The organism is Sphingopyxis panaciterrae (assembly GCF_011762125.1).
Classification (GTDB): domain Bacteria; phylum Pseudomonadota; class Alphaproteobacteria; order Sphingomonadales; family Sphingomonadaceae; genus Sphingopyxis; species Sphingopyxis panaciterrae.
The window spans coordinates 197894-217216 of record NZ_JAASQN010000006.1 but is presented as its reverse complement, the minus strand read 5'-3'; the positions used below and the strand labels follow the sequence as shown (position 1 = coordinate 217216).

Sequence of the window (19323 nt, the reverse complement as noted above, 5' to 3'; positions counted from 1 at the left end):
AGCGGCGCTGCTAGTCGAGCAGCGCCGCTACGGCCTTCTCCACCATCGCCGCCGCCGCATCGGCGCCGAAGCTGGCGGCGTCGAGCGACAGTTCGAGCCAGAGTCCGTCGACCATCGCCGTCAGCATCACCGCAAGCCGCGCGGCATCAACCGCGCCGCAGGCGATGAGCAGCTCGGCAAGCCGCGCCCGGTAGCCCGCATAGCTTGTCGCATGGATGGCAGCCATGCGCGCATCGCTGCGTGCGAGAGCCCAGAAAGCGGTCCATGCGCCCAGCAGTTCGGGATCGGTCACCGGCGGGCGGAAGCTGGCGGTCAGATAGGCCGAAAGACGCGCGCGCGGTTCGACCCCCGCGCTTTCCACCGCGCCGGCGAAAATCGCATCCATCCGGTCGCTTGTCGCTTCGTAGGTTGCCGCAACCAGATCATCGATGCCGCCAAAATAGTGGCGCAGCAGTCCCGGCGACACGCCGGCCTTCGCACAGATGGCGCGAACATTCGTGCCCGCCAGGCCATGTTCGGCGAGGCACGTCGCGGTCGCGTCAATCAGGTCGGCGCGGCGGGCGTCGGCGCTTTCGCGCGTAAAGGCTTGGCGAACGGGCTGCATGCTGTTATACATATGTACAACAAGGAACGGGACATGGCAACGCTGCGTGACACTTTCGACAACTTCGGGAACATCGACCCGCAGGACGGCTGGTCGCTCCCGGCATGGACCTACAGCGACCCCGACTTTCACGCCGTGGAAATGGCGCGCATCTTCCGTCCGAGCTGGCAGGTCGTCTGCCACGACAGTGACATTCCGAATGCCGGCGACTGGCACAGCATCGACTATTGCGGCGAAAGCGTCATCGTCGTGCGCGGCACCGATCGCACCGTGCGCGCCTTTACCAATGTCTGCCGTCACCGCGGTTCGCGCCTCGTCGACGGCGCGACGGGCTGCGCGAAAAAACTGGTCTGCCCCTATCATGCCTGGACCTACGAACTCGACGGCCGCCTGATCGGCGTTCCCGATTCGGCGAGCTATCCGACGCTCGACAAGGGCAGGGCGGGGCTCGTGCCGGTCGACCTCGAACAATGGCGCGGTTTCTGGTTCGTGCGGCTCGACGATGACGGCGGTCCGTCGGTCGCGGCGATGATGGCGCCCTATGAGGCGATGGTCGAACCCTATCGCTTCACCGAACTCGCCGCGCTCGGCCGCGTCACGCTCCGCCCGCGCGAGGTGAACTGGAAGAATGTCGGCGACAATTATTCGGATGGTCTCCACATCCCCGTCGCGCACCCCGGTCTGACGCGCCTGTTCGGCAAAAGCTATGGCGTCGAGGCCGAGGAACGCGTCGACCGCATGTGGGGCGACCTGATCGACCGGCCATCGGTGAACTGGTCCGAACGCATGTACCAGCGGCTGCTGCCTCCCGTCGCGCACCTGCCCGCGGACAAGCAGCGCCACTGGCTCTATTTCAAGCTGTGGCCCAATGTCGCCTTCGACATCTATCCCGACCAGGTCGATTTCATGCAGTGGCTGCCGACCGGGCCGACGACCTGCCTGATCCGCGAAATATCCTATGTGCTCCCCGATGAGCGCCGCGAGATGAAGGCGGCACGCTATCTGAACTGGCGCATCAACCGTCAGGTCAACGCCGAGGACACCGAACTGATCACCCGCGTCCAGCAGGGGATGGCGTCGAAAAGCTTCACCATGGGCCCGCTCAGCGACAAGGAAGTCTGCCTCAAGCACTTCTGTTCGCGGATGCGCGATATCATTCCCGAAGCGCGGCTGGAGGAGGCGCCGCTCGCGGGGTGGAGCCGTCAAAGCCCCTCCCCTTCAGGGGAGGGGTTGGGGGTGGGGGCCATCGGCCTTGCGCCAAGCTCGCGAGCCCCCACCCCAACCCCTCCCCTGAAGGGGAGGGGTTAAATGTTCGCCCCTCCAGTCATCATCGTCGGCGGCGGGCCCGCCGGCATGGTTGCGGGCCTGCTCCTCGCGCGCGCCGGGGTGCGCGTGACCGTGCTCGAAAAACACGCCGATTTCCTCCGCGATTTCCGCGGCGACACCGTGCACCCCTCGACGCTCGAGCTGTTCCATGAGATCGGGTTGCTTCAGGAGTTGCTTCAGGAACCGCACGCCGCGATCGACACGATGACGCTCAACCTGCTCGGCGGGCAGTACACGATCGCGACGATGAAACATCTGCCCGTCGCGGCGCGCTTCGTCGCGATGATGCCGCAATGGGACCTGCTCGATTTCATCGCGGGGCAGGGTAGGCGCTACCCGACCTTCGACCTGCGCATGTCGACCGAGGCGACCGGGCTGACCTATGGTGTCGCGAACCGCGTCAGCGGTGTGATGCTGGCAAGCGGCGAGACGCTGCCCGCGCGCCTCGTCATCGCCGCCGACGGGCGCCGTTCGGTACTGCGCGACGCCGCCGAGCTCCCGCTCGAAGATCTCGGCGCGCCGATGGACGTGCTGTGGTTCCGCATTCCCGTTCCCGCCGGCATGAATATGTCGGAGGTCGCGCTCGGCACGATCGACAAGGGCGGCATGGTCGTCGCGATCCCGCGCGGCGATTACTGGCAATGTGCACAGATCATCGAAAAGGGCGGCTTCGCCCCGATCGAGGCGTGCGGGATCGCGGCCTTCCGCGACAAGATCGTCGACATCGCGCCCGGTCTCGCCGCAGGGATCGATGCGATCCAGAGCTTTGACGATGTGAAACTGCTCTCGGTCGCGCTCGACCGGCTGACGCGCTGGTCGCGTCCCGGCCTGCTCGCGATCGGCGATGCGGCGCATGCGATGTCGCCGGTCGGCGGTGTCGGCATCAACCTTGCAGTACAGGATGCCGTCGCCGCCGCGAACATCCTTGCCGCCCGGCTCGCGGCCGGCGCCGATCCCGACCCGCTCCTCGCCAAGGTGCAGGAGCGGCGCTGGAAACCGACGACACGCATGCAGGCGATCCAGCGTTTTGCGCACCAGCGCGTCATCGAACCGATGCTGCGCGGTAAGATCACCCGCGTGCCGTTTGCGGTTCGCCTGCTCGATTCCGTTCCGCTGCTTCGCCGCATTCCGGGCCGCATTCTCGGCCTCGGTTTCGGCCGTCAGCATGTCCAATCCCCGCTTGCGAAAGAATTTTCATGACCAAAGCCTATGACGCCCTGATTATCGGCGCGGGCCACAATGGCCTCGTCTGCGCTTTCTATCTCGCCAAAGCGGGCCTCAAGGTCCGCATTGTCGAGGCGCGCGACGTCGTCGGCGGCGCTGCGGTGACCGAGGAATTCGCGCCGGGGTTCAGGAATTCGGTCGCGAGCTACACGGTCAGCCTGCTCCAGCCCAAGGTGATCGCCGACATGAAGCTCGCCGATCATGGCTATCGCGTGATCGAGCGCCCGATCAGCAATTTCCTGCCACAGGAAAACGGCGGTTATCTGAAGCTCGGCGGCGGGCTAGAACGCACCCAGGCCGAGTTTCGCAAGTTCAGCAGCCGCGATGCCGATGTGCTGCCGCAATATTATGACGCGCTCGAAAATGTTGCCGAGCTGCTCCGCGACCTCGCGCTGCGCGTCCCGCCAAACGTCGGCGAAGGGCTGCGCACCTTGCTCGACGGCGCGCGGCAGGGGCGGCGCTTCGCGGGACTTAGCCTCGAACAGCAGCGCGACGTGCTCGACCTGTTCACGAAATCGGCGCGCACGATGCTGGGTAGCTGGTTCGAGAGCGAGGCGGTCAAGGCTGCCTTCGGGTTCGACGCCGTCGTCGGCAATTATGCGAGTCCCGACACCCCGGGCAGCGCCTATGTTCTCCTCCACCACGTCTTTGGCGAGGTGAACGGCAAGAAGGGCGCGTGGGGACACAGCATCGGCGGTATGGGCAAGATCACCGAGATCATGGCGAAGGTGTGCCGCGACCTGGGCGTCGAGATCAGCCTCGAAAGCCCGGTCGACAAGGTGCTGGTCGATGGAAACAAGGCGGTCGGGGTGAAGCTGATCGGCGGCGAGGAAATCGCTGCAGCGCGCGTCATCGCCAATGTCGGGCCGAAGCTGCTTTACGAACGGATGATGGACGCGTTGGACCTGCCGGCGGGTTACGAACGCCGGATCAAGGGCTTCAAGGCGGGCAGCGGCACCTTCCGCATGAACGTCGCACTGTCCGAACTGCCGAAATTCACTTGCCTCCCGCACAATGAACAGGATGGGCCCGGCGAGCATCATCAGTCGGGAATCATCCTCGCACCGACGCTCGACTATATGGATCGCGCCTTCCTCGACGCGAAGCAATATGGCTGGTCGAAGGCGCCGATCGTCGAGATGCTGATCCCCTCGACCGTCGACGACAGCCTCGCGCCGCCGGGCCAGCATGTTGCCAGCCTGTTCTGCCAGCAGTTCGCGCCCGAGCTGCCCGATGGGCGCGACTGGGACAATGAGGAGGAAGCCGCCGCCGATTGCATCATCGACACGGTCGAAAAGCATGCGCCCGGTTTCCGCGCCAGCATCATCGCCCAGACCCGTCTGTCGCCCAAGGGACTCGAACGCAAATTCGGCCTCGTCGGCGGCGACATCATGCACGGCAATATGAGCCTCGACCAGCTTTGGGCGGCGCGACCCGTGCTCGGCAACGGCGGTTACCGCGGACCGGTGAAGGGGCTCTACATGTGCGGCGCGGGGACGCACCCCGGCGGCGGCGTGACCGGCGCGCCGGGGCATAATGCCGCGCAGGTGATCCTACGCGACCGGGGCTTCTTCGCGCCGCGCTGGCGCTGAGCGGCTCGCGATCAGGAAAAGCGGCAGGCCGGCAAGCGTCATGGCAAGGCTGTACAGGCTCGGCTCGATCCCCGCGCCGTAAAAGGCCCAGCAGACATAGACGATTCCGGCCACCGTGAGCAGGATGAAGCCCGCCGACATCGGGACGCGTTTGGCGTGTCGAAACTTCAATGCGGCCAGCGAGCCGACAAGATAGAAGATGATCGTGGTCGACGTCGTCACCAGCATCATGAAGTTGAACAGTTCCGCCAAGCCGCGGCTGTAATTGGCATAGACGATCAACGTGGCGAGCAGCGCCGACAGGAGCAGGCTCCAATGCGGTACGCCATGCCGGTTTTCGACGCCGAAGCTGCGCGAGATCAAGCCGCGGTGCGCAAGATCGCGCGGCAGCTCGCCAGCGAGCAGAACGAAGCCATTAAGCGCGCCAAGCGCGGCGATGGCGGCCAGGGCGGCCGCCGCGATACCCGCCTCGGGTCCGATGAAATGGCTGAAAAACGTCGGGAATGGCGCAATGGATTCGGTCAGGATCGGTAGCGGCACCAGCATCGTGACGGCCGTGCACGCCAGGAGATAGAGCAGGCCGGTCGCGATCATGCCGATCGTCGTTGCGCGCGGAACGTTCCGTTCGGGATCGGCTATCCGGTCGCCTGCCGCGAGAGCGCTTTCAAAGCCAAGCAGGGCGAACAGCGTAAAAGTCGCGGCCTGACCGACACTCGTCACGCTGACGGGTTTGGCCCCCTCCATCGACGGCAGGGCTCCATCGCCGGCGGTGAGCCACCAGAGACCAATGGAAATCGCGCCAAGCAACAGCAGCAGCTTCAGCACCAGCGTAACCACCTGCATTCCGCCCGCCTTGCGCACACCGAGCAGATTCACGAGGGTGAAGAACCATACAAAGGCGATGGCAAGCAGGGCGGCGGCGGACCCTCCGTCGTTCAGCGAGGGATAGATGATGGCGAGGTTGCGCACGGCCGCGACCGCCAGCGTTGCGTTGGTCACCCAGCAACTGATCCAGAAACTCCAGGCCACGATGAATCCCGTCGCGGGTCCGAATGCTTCGGCGGCATAAGTATAGGCGCCGCAGCCGCCGGGAAAATGGCGCGCGAGGCGGGCAAAAACCAGCGCGAGGCACAAGGTTCCGGCGATCGTCACGAGCCAGCCGAGCGCGGCATTCCACCCCAGCGGCGCCAGATCGGTAGGGAGCAGGAAAACGCCCGACCCGATCATATTGCCCATGACGAGCGCGATGCACATCAAAAGGCCGAGCTTTTGGCCCGGCCTTTCGCTGTCGGTCACGATATGCGTCACCCGATCAGAACTTGGCACCCAGCCGCGCCCCGAAGGTCTGGGGCTGGTTCACCAATATCTGCACCCGCCCGTCGCATTGGCCGCAGTTCGAATAGCGCGACAGTTCGGCCCGCTCGTCGAACGCATTTTGCAGGAACAGCTCGAAACTATAATTGCTCCAGTCGAACCCGACCGCAAAATCGACCGTCGTCGAGCCGCGAATCCGGCCCAGCGCATCCGCCGTCGCGACGCGGATGTCAGGGGTGGCCGAACTGCGATGCGCGATCACCGACTGCAGATGCATTTCGCCGGGTCCGAGCGGAAACTGGTAGCGCACCGTCGCATTGCCGTTGAACTTCGGCGTCACCGGCAGCCGGGTACCCTTCTCCGCGGCGATCGAATTGTCGGGATCGGCGTTACATTCATAGGTCGGATCGTCGATCGCGCAGAGATTATTCCTGGTCTTGGCGTCGGTGTAGGATGCCGCCGCCGATATGGTCAGGCCTTCGATCGGCCGGATGTTGATATCGGCCTCGATCCCCTTGATCCGCGCGTTCGGACCATTGTGGATTTCGGTAAAGCTGTTGAGACCGAGGAAAGAGAATTGGAAGCGTTTCCAGTCTTGCATGTAAATCGCCGCATTGAGCCGGACCATGCCGTCGGCCAGCGTCGTCTTGATCCCCAATTCATAATTGGTGAGGAAGTCGGCGGCATAGGGCTGGATCGTCGCGCGCCGGTTGATCCCGCCGGGGCGGAACCCGCGCGACCATGTGGCATAGGCCATCACATCCTCGCTGGGTTTCCAGGTCAGGTTCAGGCGGTGGGTAAAGCCGCTATCCTTGGTCCGCTTGGGAACCAGCTTGCCGTTCACGAAATCGGCGAGATTGGTGCAGGGGCTGCCCGGCACCGCGGCCGGAAGCAGCGTGCCGCCCGGATCATCGCGGAACAGGGCGCCGGATGTCGTGTAACAGCCGGCTACCCCGGTCATCGAACTACCTGCAGCATTATAGGGCGCATTAGGCGGGTCGCCGGCCGGGTTGCGGCCGAAGCCGAAGAAGCCGATCAGGCTGTTGTCATATTTATAATATCGCCCGCCCCCGGTCAGCGTGACCGTCGGTGTAATGTCGAAGCTCGCTTCGCCAAAGGCGGCATAGTCGCGGTCGACGCGCTTTTGATTGGTCAGCCACAGCGTGCCGGGCCGGCCGTTGACCGACACCGCATCGCCCAGTCCCGGAATCTTGTAGTCCTGGAAAATCTGGTTGCTCTGGCGCTGGTAGAACAGCCCCGCGACAACCCGGAAGCGCTCGTCCTGCGGCGACGAGATGCGCAGTTCCTGGCTGAGTTTGCGGAAATGGTCGGTGCCGATGATATATTGGCGCGGATCGATCGTGTTGCCGCCATTGTCCTGGATATAGAAATAGCCGGCCAGCCCGCCATCATCGGCATACAACAGATCATAGGCTTCGGAATAATCGGTGTAATCGTTGATCTGATACGCCTTGCGGTCGAGATAGGCGCCCGCATAGGTCAGGTCGAAATTGCCGATCTTGCCTTCGATCGTCAGCGCCGCCTGGATGAATTTGTCGGTCCGCATGTCGGGATAAAAGCGCTGTGTCTGCAGATCGCCGACGCGCGGATCCTGCGCGAAGGTGCCGTTGCTCTTCTGCTTTTGATACAGCACGGTCGGCGTGACCGTCCAATTGTCGTCGAGATCGACCTTCAGCGCGGCGCGGCCGCCATGGACTTCGCTGTCGTTGAAATTCTTTTTGACGAAATCGTCATTGTTGACGGTGATCCCGCCGGGGTCCGGCAGGAACGAGCGGGTGCCGGGCACATTGTCGATATAGCCCGCATCCTTTTGATACCAGCCGACGACGCGCAGCGCCGCCATCTCGCTGATCGGCACGTTGATCATGCCTTCCAGCCGGCCGCCCATGCCGCCGTGCTTGACGCTGTTGAGTTCGCCGTCGACCCGCCCCTCGAAGCCAGCGGTGCTCGGCTTGTTGGTAATGATGCGGATCGTGCCGGCCTGCGAAGAGGCGCCGTAGAGCGTGCCTTGCGGACCGGCGAGCGATTCGATGCGCGCGATGTCATAGACATGAACGTCGAGCGTGCCGCCGATCGTCGTCACCGGCTGTTCGTCGAGATAGACGCCGACGCTGGGCAGCGAGCCCGAATGGTTGCCGTCGCCGCCGCTCGCCACGCCGCGCATATAGACGGTGGTGACGCCCGGCTGGCTCGACTGGAAAGAGACGCTGGGCAGGAGTTTGGAAAAATCCTGGAAATTGGCGACGTTCAGCTGGTCGAGCTTGCGCGTCCCCAGCGCCTGGATGCTGATCGGGACATTTTGCAGATTTTCCTCGCGCTTTTGCGCGGTGACGATGATCTCGTCGTCATAACCCGAACTGGGCGTTTCCTGTGCCAGCGCCGCGCCCGAAACGACGGTCGACGACAGCGACGCCAGCAACAACGCCCGGCGCGAAAAACAGACCGACATAACATCCCCCTTGTCCTGCCCCGCGCCGTCGCTGCGGCGCGCTAACGACAAGGTGTGGCACGTTTCAGGCGATCGTCAATCGCGACCCGCGCAATGACCCGCTCACCGCTGAAATTTCGCGAATAGTATGACAAAATTGCAACATCGGATCAGGGACGCGCGGGATATTGCGGCAGGACCGGTCCCAATGCGTCGACGAGCGGGCCGAGCCAAGGCTCCATCGCCTGCCATTGGCCGACCCCGTCGCGATTGATCGGGCGCCGCACCTGTTCCGAACTCGCGGTGCGGACGGCGCGGTCGTTGGCATGGAAGTCAAGGCAGGCCTGCTCGAACGGCAGGCCCAGATACGCCAGCATCGCGCGCACTTCGGCCTCCAGATCATCGATCAGCCGCTCGTGAAAGACACGGTGGACATGCCCCGGCAAGACGGCATCGAAATGGTCCATCAGGTCGACATAATCGGCATAATAGCGGCCCATGTCGGTGAGGCTGTAGCTGAACGCCTGTCCACGCGCGAAATGCTGTTTGAAATTGGAAAAACAGCAATCCATCGGGTGGCGCCGCGCATCGATGATCTTCGCATTCGGCAGGATCAGGCGGATGAAACCGACGTGCAACCAGTTGTTCGGCAGTTTGTCGATGTAAAACGGCTTGGCGCTTTTGCGCTGGATCTGCGTGTCGCGCAGAAACCGCTCGCCCAAGCCGCGAATGTCGTCGGCGGACAACTTCGCGATCCCGCCCATATTGCGGGCCTGCCCGGCGAGTTTCGGAATATCGGGCAATTCCATCGTGCCCTCGACCATCGAATTGCTCGCCAATATCTGTTCGACCAGCGTCGACCCGGCGCGCGGCATGCCGACGATGAAGATCGCATCGGTGGCATCGGCGCCCTGACCCTGCCGCGCGGCAAAGAAGTCGGCCGTATAAAGCGACTTGGCATGATCGACCGATGCCCGCGTCTGGTCGGCATCATAGTCGAGCAGCGTCTTTCGCAGGCTGTTGCCCCGGTCATAATGGCCGAAGGCGGTTTCGGCCTCGCGGCGATCTTCGTGCGCCTTGCCGAGCGCGAAATGCAGGTGAAAGCGATCTTCGGGCGAAATATCGCCGCGGCCCAGCGCTTCCTGCATGGCCGACAGGTCGCCGTCATCGAACCGCAGCGTCTTCAGATTGGCGAGGCTCCACCAGACTTCGCCCAGGGCGGGATTGCGTTCGAGCGCCTTGCGATAGGCGGCGATCGCATCGTCCCGGCGCCCCACCGTCTTCAGCATATGACCATAGGACATCCATATTTTCGGCTGTTTGCCAAAGCTTTCGAGCACCTGCTCATAAAGCTCAAGCGCTTCGTCGAATTCGCCGACGCGCCCCAGCGCCGCGGCTTTCAGATTGGCATTCATCAGATTGCCGGGATCGACCTGCTGCAGTCTGTCCAGTTCTTCGACGGCCTCGCTCGACCGGCCCTGGCGATGCAGGACAGTCGCGAGGTTCGATCGCGCGGCAAGGAAATCGGGCGCCAGTTCGATCGCGCGGCGCAGCAGCGCTTCGGCATCGCGATAGCGTTCGATCCGCGCCGCCAGCTCGGCGAGCATGCGGATCGCCGCGACATCGAACGGATCGCGCTTCAGATGCGCCTTCAGCACCGGTTCGGCGTCGTGAAGCCGGCCCTCGAACAGCGCGAGCGCCGCAGCCATCAATTCGGGGTTTCGAACCCCCCTCGCGATCGCTGTCTCCGCCCGGTCGGCCGTCATCCTCAGCTCTTCGCCGCGCGCGCCTTGGCGACTGCCTGCTTCAATCCGTCATAGCCGATCTGGCCCTGGAACAGCTGGTCGCCGACGATCCAGGTCGGGGTGGCGTTGAGCTGCAACTGGGTCGCGATCGCCAGATTGCTGTCGAGTTCGCGCTGGAACAGCGCCTCGTTCGCCGTGGCATCGGCGCTGCCGTCGGTGACCACGCCGACCTTTTCGGCTGCGGCATTGATGGCGGCCTTGTCGAGCGAGCCTGCCGCGAACATCGCATGATGGAAGGCGTCATATTTGCCCTGCCGCGCGGCGGCGAGCGCCATGATCGCGGCATCGCGGCTCTGCGGTGCGATGATCGGCAATTCGCGGAACACGACTTTCAGGCGCTTGTCTTCGCGGATCAGCCGGTCGACGTCGGGGACGCTCGCGCGGCAAAAACCACATGCATAGTCGGTGAACACCACCAGCGTCACATCGCCGTCAGCGTTGCCCGCCCAGGCGCCGGCATAGGGTTTTTCGAGCGCGGGACGGATCGCATCGACCGCCTTGGCGATCTCGCGACCGCGCTGCGCCTCCAATGCTTCGGGAATGATCTGCGGGTTCGCCTTGATATAATCGGCGACGACGGTTTCGACCTCGGTCTTGCTCATGCCGCCGCCGAAGCGGCCGCCGAGCCAGAAGACGAGCGCGAGGAGGACGACGCCCGCCAGCGCGACCAGTCCCGTCCGTCCAGACATGCGATCCATTCCCGTCCCCTTGACTTGCGGTAATTTTTGCGCGGCCATCGCCTTGCTCGCCGATGGTTTCGGAGCGACGGGACCTGCGTGCGGCGACCGGCCGTCGGCTTCCATTGCCGCCGGTACGGCTTTTGCCGCCTTCGGGGGCGGCGCTGGCGCCAGTGCGGGTTCGCTCGCGAACAGCGGCAGATCGGGTGCCATGGGCGCCGCCTGTTCGGCGGCGCGCGCGGCAGCTTCTTCGCGGGCGAGCAATTGTTCGAGCCCCGACGGCGGCGGTGGCGGTTCTTCGCGTGGGGCGGGGCGCAGCTTGGTCGCGGCTTCGCCGATGCTGTCGCGCAGGCTTTCGCTGCCCGCCTTGGCGACCTGGCCGATCCCCGCCTTGGTCTTGCCGGCAACTTCGCCAAGCCCGCGTCCGGCGTCGCTCGAGATTTTGGCGACCTTGTCGCCCAGCGCCATTTTCTGCCAGGCGTCGCGGCTCGCGGCGGCGGCGCTGCGTCCGGCGCGGGCTGATCCCTTGCCGATCGCGCGTGCGGTGCGCCCGGCGATGACGCCGCTACGCGATGCGAATTCGCGCCACCGGCGCGGAATTTCCATCGCCTCGAGGCGGGCGGGGATATCGGCGCGGTCGCCGGCGCGGATCGTCCAGTCGGCAAAGGCGGATGCGCCCGCCTGAACCGCCTGCCACAGGTTTGCGGCGCCGGCCTTCAGATGATCGGCGGCGGGGCCTTGACGCGCGGAACGATCGTCGGCCGGATAGCGCGACAGGTCGATGCCGACGGGGGGCATGTCCTTCGGCTTGGCGAGGCCCGTGTCAGGCTTGGGCGGCGCGCTTTGCGGCGCAGCGTCCGGCGCCGGGTCGCGCAGCCACGGCTGGTAATAATCGTCTTTTTTGTCAGTCACTTGTCGCCCTTGCGCATCGATATTGGCGATGCTGTCCCCTTATCCTTCACCGAATCTAACGCCGTTTGCGCTCGCGTTCCACCTCGGCGCGAGCCACGAGCGAAATATCCTGTGCACGAATCCAGTCGGACGAACCCTCGGGCAGGCCCTGCAACGCGGTTTCGGCATTACGCAGCGCAAGGACGGCCTGTCCACCCTCCAACTGGTAACGTTCCGCCGAGGCGAGCGCGGCGCGCGCCTGATCGCCCTTGTTCGCATAGACGATGCCAAGCTGGTACCAGGCGAAGGGATTCTGGTTGTCGAGGGCGACCGCGGTCTTCAGCACCTCTTCGGCCTCGGCATAATTTGCGGGGTCTTCGGTGGCGATCAGCGCATGGCCCAGCGTCGCGCTGATCAGCGGCTGCGAGCGCGAGTTTTTGACCGCCTTGCGCAGCGCCGGGATCGCTTCCCCGGGGTGCCCCGATTCGAGCAGCACTTGGCCTTCGAGTTCGAGGAAATAGGGATCCTCGGGATTGGTCCTGAGCAGTGCCTCGACCTCTTCCAGCGCCTTTTGCGGATAGGCGCTGCGGTGCCAGGCATAGGCGCGGGCGTAGCGGGCGGGGACACTGCTATTGGTTTCGGGGAATTTGCGCAGCGTCCGGTCGGGATCGGCGATATAGCCCGAAAGCTTGGCCTTGATGCGCTGGAACCGCGCCTCGATCGCGGGATCGGCAGGCTTCGTCCACGCCGGGTCGATCACATAGACCTCGCGCAGGGCCTGGATGCGGTCGCCCGACATCGGGTGGGTGCGTCCATAGGCCTGATCATCGTCCTGCTTGACCCCGTAACGGAACTCCAGGTTCTGGAGCTTCTTGAAAAAGGCCAGGCTGCCGCGGCCGCTGATCCCGGCCTTCGACAGATATTGCGCGCCCGCCGCGTCGGCGGTCGATTCCTGAACGCGCGTGAAGGCGAGGAATTTGCCGAGCGCGGCTTGCTGCCCAGCCATCATCACCCCCATGCCTGCCTCGCCCGCGCCCGCCGCGATCGCTGCGGCGCCGAGCAGCAGGCTGACGATCGAGATGCCCGTTGCAGTCTTCGCGCCGTCGTTGACACGAATCGCGTGCCCGCCCATCACATGGCCCAGCTCGTGTGCCAGCACGCCCTGCACCTCTTCGGCGCTGTCGGCGGCTTCGATCAGGCCGCTGAAGACATAGATGTCCTGGCTGCCCGCGACGAAGGCGTTGATGCTGCGGTCGCCGAGCAGATGGACGTGCACCTGCCCCGGCTGCAACCCCGCGGCGACGAGCAGCGGGTCCATCATGTCCTGAAACAGCGCCTCGGTCTCGGCGTCGCGCAGGATCGACTGTGCCATCGCCGGCCGCATCGCGACGGCCAGCATTGCAAGCAACGTCAGGATGATACGGAAAAGCGGACGCCATGTGTCCGCCCGAAATCTCGCTGGCGTGAACGGGGTCATCGCCGCGATCCTTGCCCCGCGCGCCTGAACCTCCACTGAAGCCCAAGAGGCTTCGCGAGGTTCAGGGCGCGCGGAGGCAAGGGACCGGATCAATTGCCAAATGTACGTTGCCACCAGCCGCGACGCGGTTCGCCGTCGGGACCTTCGCCGGCCTCATCGCCCTCGGCGGCGACCGGTTCGACTTCGCGCGTCGTGGCGGCTTCGGGCGCGGCCTCGGCGGCGACGGCCTTCTTGGCGCGGCTTGCACGCTTCTTCGGCGCCGGCTTGGCCGGTTCGGCCTCGGGCGCCGCTTCGACCGTCTCGGGCGTCGTTTCGACAACGGGGGCCGCCTCGACGGCTTCGGCCGCCGCTGCGGCGGCTTCGGCTTCGGCGACCGCCTTGGTCTTGCGCGGCGCACGCTTGCGCTTCGGCTTTTCTTCGGCAACCGGGGCTTCTTCGGCGACCGGCTCGGCAGTTTCGGCTTCGACCGCCTCTACCGGTGCAGCCTCAACTTCCACTGCGGCGTCGTCGCCGGCATCCGCCGTATCGGCCTTCTTGCGGCCACGTCCGCCACGGCGGCGGCGTGGCTTCGCTTCGGCTTCGTCGGCCTCGGGAGCGGCCTCGACGGCTTCGGCCGGTGCGGCTTCGCCTTCCGCGGCGTCAGCGGCGTCGTCATCGCGATCCTCGCTGCCTTCGCCGCCTTCGCCGATTTCATTGCCTTCCTCGTCGCGGCGACCGCGGCGGCCGCGGCGGCGGCGGCGGCGGCGCTTGCGTCCGTCACCATCGCCATCGCCGTCCTCACGATCGCGCGTGCCTTCTTCGCGGTCCCGCGAACGCGCGGGACGCTCTTCGGCGGCCTCCTCTTCGGCTTCTTCTTCCTCGTCCTCGGGATAATCGTCGTCGTCGTCATCCTCGATCGGAGCGATCGGCGCGAAGCTGCGGCGCGCGATCGGCGGCGGGCCACTGACCTCGACCGCCATGCGTGCACCCTCGGTCTCGCCGTCGAGCAGGATTTCGACGGTGACACCGTAAAGCTCCTCGATCTCGCGCAGTTCGCGGCGCTTTTCGTTGAGCAGGTAGAAGGTTGCCTCCTGGCTCGCGCGCAGGGTGATCTTGTTGCCCTTGCCGCGTGCGGCTTCCTCTTCGATCAGGCGTAGCGCGCTGAGGCCGGCCGACGATGCGGTGCGGACGAGGCCGGTGCCTTCGCAATGCGGGCACGGACGCGTCGAAGCTTCGAGCACGCCGGTGCGCAGACGCTGGCGGCTCATCTCCATCAGCCCAAAGCCCGAGATGCGGCCGACCTGGATGCGCGCGCGGTCGTTCTTCAGCGCATCCTTCATCGCGCGCTCGACCTTGCGGACGTTCGAGCCATGATCCATGTCGATGAAGTCGATCACGACGAGGCCCGCCATGTCGCGCAGGCGCAGCTGACGAGCGATTTCATGCGCGGCTTCGAGGTTGGTGCTGAGCGCGGTCTGCTCGATATTATGTTCGCGCGTCGACCGGCCCGAGTTGATGTCGATCGACACCAGCGCCTCGGTCGGGTTGATCACCAGATAACCGCCCGATTTGAGCTGGACGACCGGATTGAGCATCCCCGCGAGCTGGTCCTCGACGCCGTAGCGCTGATAGAGCGACACCGGATCGGCATATTGCTTCACGCGCCGCGCGTGGCTCGGCATCAGCAGCTTCATGAACTGCTTCGCCGCCTTGTAGCCGTCGTCGCCCTCGACGAGCACTTCCTCGATATCCTTGTGATAGATGTCGCGGATCGCGCGCTTCACCAGGTCGCTGTCCGAATGGACCAGCGCCGGCGCGCTCGATTCGAGCGTCTTTTGGCGAATCTCGTCCCACAGGCGCGCGAGATAATCGAAGTCGCGCTTGATCTCGACCTTGGTGCGGCTCATCCCCGCGGTGCGGACGATGCAGCCCATCGTCGGCGGCAGCGCGAGTTCGTCGATCATCGCCTTCAGCTTGCGGCGATCGGCGCCGTTCGAAATCTTGCGGCTGATCCCGCCACCATGCATCGTGTTCGGCATCAGCACGCAATAGCGGCCGGCGAGCGACAAATAGGTGGTGAGCGCTGCGCCCTTGTTGCCGCGTTCTTCCTTGACGACCTGGACCAGCATCACCTGACGACGACGGATGACGTCCTGAATCTTGTAACGGCGGCGCAGCGACATGCGGTTTTCACCGTCTTCGTCGTCATTGCGGCGGCTGCGGCCGCGGCCGCCCTTGCGGTTGTTACTGTTGCCGCGCCCGCGGCCGCGACCCCGGCGATCGCCGCGGCCGTCCTTGTTATTCTCTTCCGAGCCTTCGGCGCCTTCCTCGGCGTCGCCATTTTCGGCATCGCCATGGTCGTCGCCATCTTCATGGCCGTCGTGATCATCATGATCATCGTCGTCGTGATCGGCGCGGTTGTCGCCATTCTCGTCCTCGTCGTGATATTCGACGTCGGCGACATCACCCTCTAGCTCGTCGAGGTCTTCCTCGGCGCGCTGCGCCGCTGCGGCGGCATGCTCGGCCTCTTCGCGCAGCAACGCGTCGCGGTCTTCCTTCGGAATCTGGTAATAGTCGGGGTGGATTTCGCTGAACGCGAGGAAGCCGTGGCGATTGCCGCCATATTCGACGAACGCCGCCTGCAAAGACGGTTCGACACGGGTAACCTTGGCCAGATAGATATTGCCCTTGAGCTGCTTGTGCTCGGCGGACTCGAAATCAAACTCCTCGATGCGGTTTCCCTTGGTGACGGCGACCCGGGTTTCTTCCCGGTGCCGCGCGTCGATCAACATGCGCGTGGTCATTAGTAACACTCCAAGCGCGCCCTGGCGCGCCATCAAAAAATCCCGCGACCCTCCCCGAGGGAAAGCCACGGCGGATACGGGTGAAAAGAAAAAAGACGTTATTGCCGCTGGGGGGGTGCGTCCGGTCCTGAACGCGCATGCGGTCTTCGCATCCGGCGACGGCCGAGGCGAAAACGCCCGCGTCGGGATATGAAGAGGGCATGGCAAGCCTCATGCGGCATCAACCTGTTTCGGGATGAGCGGGCAGGGCGAAAATCGAAACGATCGTTTCCCTGTCCGGTCAACCGGGTGGACTGGCGGCAGGTTGCCATTCCCCGCATGTCCGGCACCAGGGCTGCAGCGTTCCCGCACGTTCACGGGATCGGCGCCTTTCCCCTCAAAAGGCCGGACGGGGCCGGGAAGGGCACCGTCAGTGATGGTCGTGCTAGCATCGGCATGACCCGACGGCAACCACCACCAAGGAAGAAAGATGGGGGCGGCACTTTTCGCATACAAGTTCGGCGGTCGACCCCATCGTGCTGAATCACCAGTTAACCTTGCCGGTTGACCCGCATTTGACGGGCGATGGCTAATGGATGGTTCACAACGTTCTGCGGCCGGGGGCCTGACCCGATATGTTTAATAAGCGCTGGACCACAGCTCGCCCGCGGCGGCATAACTGCGCCATGGGTCTCGCTCTTGTCCTTTTGACCATGATGCTGAACCCCGCGGCGGCGCTGGCGGGACCGATCGGTGCGGTCGAGATCGGCGATTCGGACATCACCGTGCGGTTCGACGATCTTGTTGCGGGCGCGTCGGCCTTTTTGCTCGCCGGCCCCGACCGCATCGCGCTCGATATCGCGGGCGCGCAGCCGGGCCGCGCGCTCGGTGGCGCAGGAATCGTCCGCGCGGTGCGTCAGGGACAGCAGGACGCCGGCACGGCACGCGTCGTGCTCGACCTCGCAGAGCCCGCGATTGTATCGAACGCGCGCTTTGCCGCCGACGGCCGCAGCCTGACCTTTCGCCTGCGCCCCGTATCGGCGAGCGAGTTCGAGCGCGCGGCGCGCGGCCCCCGGACCTTATTGCAGCCGCCCGCCGAGTTTCGCGCCAAGCCGCCCGAAAAGCGCTACAGTGTCACCGTTCCGATCGGAAAACCCAGGCCAGCGCTGCCGCTGCCCGCGATCGAGGGGCCCGGCAACAACCGCCTACCGCTCGTCGTCATCGACGCCGGACATGGCGGACACGATCCGGGCGCGATCAGCCCGCACAGCGGCAAGCGCGAAAAGGACATCACCCTCGCGCTTGCCCGCGCGATCCGTGATGACCTGATCGCTTCGGGCCGGGTCCGCGTCGCGCTGACCCGCGCGGACGACCGCTATCTGGTGCTCGAGGAACGCTATGGCATCGCGCGGCGGCTCAAGGCCGACCTGTTCATTTCGATCCACGCCGACGCGGCGGAAAACCAGCAGGCAAGCGGTGCATCGGTCTATACCTTGTCGGAAGTCGCCTCCGACCGCGAGGCGGCACGGCTCGCGGCGCGCGAGAACAAGGCGAACATCATCAATGGCGTCGATCTCGGCGCACACAGCAGCGACGTGTCGTCGATCCTGCTCGACCTGACGCAGCGCGAGACGATGAACGTCGCCTCCGACTTCGCCCGGCTGCTCCAGCGCGAGGCGGCGAACGACGTCAAATTCCGCTCGACCGCGCATCGCTTCGCGTCGTTCGTGGTGCTGAAGGCGCCCGATACGCCGTCGATCCTCTTCGAAACCGGCTTTATCTCGAACAAGGACGACGCTGAATTCCTTGCATCGTTGGCTGGCCAGAAAAAAGTCGCGCGCGGCGTGCGCGACGCTGTGCAGATCCATTTCGCGCGCCAGATCGCCGCGCTGGGGCGGTGACTCTTTACCTCGGCAGGCTGGCCGCTTTGGCAGCGAACCACGGTCCGATACGCCGGATCGCCTCTTCGACCAGATCGGTGGAGACGGCGAAGCTGAGGCGTATGAAGCTGTTGCCATCGACCGGATCGAAATCGAGTCCGGGCGCCAGTGCTACATCCGTATCGCGCAGCAAGGCTTCGCAAAAGGCGAGGCTGTCGTTCGTGAGATGGCCGACATCCGCATAGATATAGAAAGCTCCGTCAGGAGGTGCGATCCTTCGGAGACCCATTGCGGGAAGGGCGCCGAGCAAGAGTTCGCGATTGCGCGCATAGGTGTGAATATGGCCTTCGAGTTCGTCGCGGCAGTCGAACGCTATCAGGCCGGCATGCTGGGCAAGCGAGGGCGGCGTCAGGAACAGATTGCCCATGCGGGCGCGGGCGGCGTCGACCAGCTTCTCGGGAACGATGAGCCAGCCAAGGCGCCAGCCCGCCATGCTGAAATATTTGGAGAAGCTGTTGACGACCAGCGCATCCGGCGCGTGCTTCAACATGGTTTCGGCGGGAAGCGTATAGCTCAGCCCGTGATAGATTTCGTCCGAGACCAGCGCGATGCCGCGGCGCTTGCACACCTCGGCCAGAGCCTGAAGCTCCTCTGGCGGGATGATCGTGCCGGTGGGATTGGCCGGGCTTGCGACGATCAGCCCTTGCGGAGCGGGTTCCAGTCGCTCGACCGCATCGGCGGTGATCTGAAACCGTTCGGCTTCGCCGCAAGCGAGTTCGACCGGCTCGAGATGAAGCGCCTTGAGCGTGTTTCTGTACGCCACATAACCGGGCCGCGCCAGCGCGACCCGGGCGCCCGGAGCAAACAGGCAGGAGAGGGCAAGCACCAGCGCGGGCGAAGCGCCGCAGGTCAGGATGACCTGTTCCGGATTGACGGCGACCCCATAGGTTTCGCCGTAATGGGCCGCGATCCGCGCCTTCAGCGCCGGACTCTCCCAATAGCCCATGCCATCGGTGTCCAGAATGCGGTGTGCCGCCTCGATGGCCTCCGCCGGGGCGCCGGTCCAGGGCTGGCCGAATTCCATATGAATTACGGACCGTCCCTCGGCTCGCAGCCGATGCGCGAGACGACTTATGGCGATTGCATGAAAGGGATCGATCTCCACCGGCATGAAAAGCTTGCTCCGTTTGAACGTCGACTGACGAGACTGTGCCCCGGATCGCACCGGGCTGTTCATACAGGTTCATCGGTGGGCCACAACGGGATAGCGAAACGCCCTTTCGGCCTATGAACTGCTGTACCGGGTACAGCCTGCCACGTTC

The 19323-nt window shown here is 64.8% G+C and carries 12 protein-coding genes; 4 read left to right on the top strand and 8 right to left on the bottom strand.

Going from position 1 to position 19323, the window contains the following annotated elements:
* Positions 1-10 precede the first annotated feature (10 nt).
* The gene (locus FHR22_RS19020) at positions 11-604 is read right to left on the bottom strand and encodes a TetR/AcrR family transcriptional regulator (RefSeq protein WP_243853856.1); all 594 of its coding nucleotides are present in this window, start codon (positions 602-604) and stop codon (positions 11-13) included.
* A gap of 33 nt (positions 605-637) precedes the next feature.
* Between FHR22_RS19020 and FHR22_RS19015 the strand changes: the two genes are divergently transcribed.
* The 3 genes from FHR22_RS19015 to FHR22_RS19005 are packed head-to-tail and all read left to right on the top strand — an operon-like array spanning position 638 to position 4746.
* Entirely contained in the window at positions 638-1912 is a 1275-nt protein-coding gene (locus FHR22_RS19015) for an aromatic ring-hydroxylating oxygenase subunit alpha (RefSeq protein WP_243853854.1), read from the top strand.
* A complete protein-coding gene (locus FHR22_RS19010) occupies positions 1913-3130 on the top strand; it encodes an FAD-dependent oxidoreductase (protein ID WP_166945250.1) in 1218 nt (405 codons plus the stop codon).
* Entirely contained in the window at positions 3127-4746 is a 1620-nt protein-coding gene (locus tag FHR22_RS19005; RefSeq protein ID WP_166945249.1) for a phytoene desaturase family protein, read from the top strand. The genes FHR22_RS19010 and FHR22_RS19005 overlap by 4 nt, the downstream gene beginning before the upstream one ends.
* Here FHR22_RS19005 and FHR22_RS19000 read toward each other — a convergent pair.
* From FHR22_RS19000 to FHR22_RS18975, 6 genes are all read right to left on the bottom strand, one after another.
* Positions 4708-6072, bottom strand: a complete 1365-nt coding sequence (locus tag FHR22_RS19000; RefSeq protein ID WP_166945248.1) for an amino acid permease — start codon at positions 6070-6072, stop codon at positions 4708-4710. The two genes, FHR22_RS19005 and FHR22_RS19000, sit on opposite strands and share 39 nt — an antisense overlap.
* Entirely contained in the window at positions 6059-8530 is a 2472-nt protein-coding gene (locus tag FHR22_RS18995; RefSeq protein WP_166945247.1) for a TonB-dependent receptor, read from the bottom strand. Before FHR22_RS18995 ends, FHR22_RS19000 begins: the two co-directional genes overlap by 14 nt.
* Positions 8531-8679: 149 nt before the next feature.
* Positions 8680-10275, bottom strand: a complete 1596-nt coding sequence (locus FHR22_RS18990) for a tetratricopeptide repeat-containing sulfotransferase family protein (RefSeq protein ID WP_166945246.1) — start codon at positions 10273-10275, stop codon at positions 8680-8682.
* Positions 10276-10277: 2 nt separating this feature from the next.
* Positions 10278-11903 (bottom strand): thioredoxin domain-containing protein, encoded by a 1626-nt coding sequence (locus FHR22_RS18985; protein ID WP_166945245.1) that lies wholly within the window; start codon positions 11901-11903, stop codon positions 10278-10280.
* A gap of 55 nt (positions 11904-11958) precedes the next feature.
* Positions 11959-13359 (bottom strand): M48 family metalloprotease, encoded by a 1401-nt coding sequence (locus tag FHR22_RS18980; protein ID WP_166945244.1) that lies wholly within the window; start codon positions 13357-13359, stop codon positions 11959-11961.
* 89 nt (positions 13360-13448) lie between these two features.
* Positions 13449-16142 (bottom strand): Rne/Rng family ribonuclease, encoded by a 2694-nt coding sequence (locus tag FHR22_RS18975; RefSeq protein ID WP_208417803.1) that lies wholly within the window; start codon positions 16140-16142, stop codon positions 13449-13451.
* A gap of 665 nt (positions 16143-16807) precedes the next feature.
* Between FHR22_RS18975 and FHR22_RS18970 the strand changes: the two genes are divergently transcribed.
* On the top strand, positions 16808-18022 hold the full coding sequence (locus tag FHR22_RS18970) for an N-acetylmuramoyl-L-alanine amidase (RefSeq protein ID WP_166945243.1): 1215 nt from the start codon (positions 16808-16810) through the stop codon (positions 18020-18022).
* A gap of 4 nt (positions 18023-18026) precedes the next feature.
* On the opposite strand, the gene FHR22_RS18965 is transcribed toward FHR22_RS18970, so the two are convergent.
* Positions 18027-19172, bottom strand: a complete 1146-nt coding sequence (locus FHR22_RS18965) for an aminotransferase class I/II-fold pyridoxal phosphate-dependent enzyme (protein ID WP_166945242.1) — start codon at positions 19170-19172, stop codon at positions 18027-18029.
* Between the last annotated feature and the right edge of the window lie 151 nt (positions 19173-19323).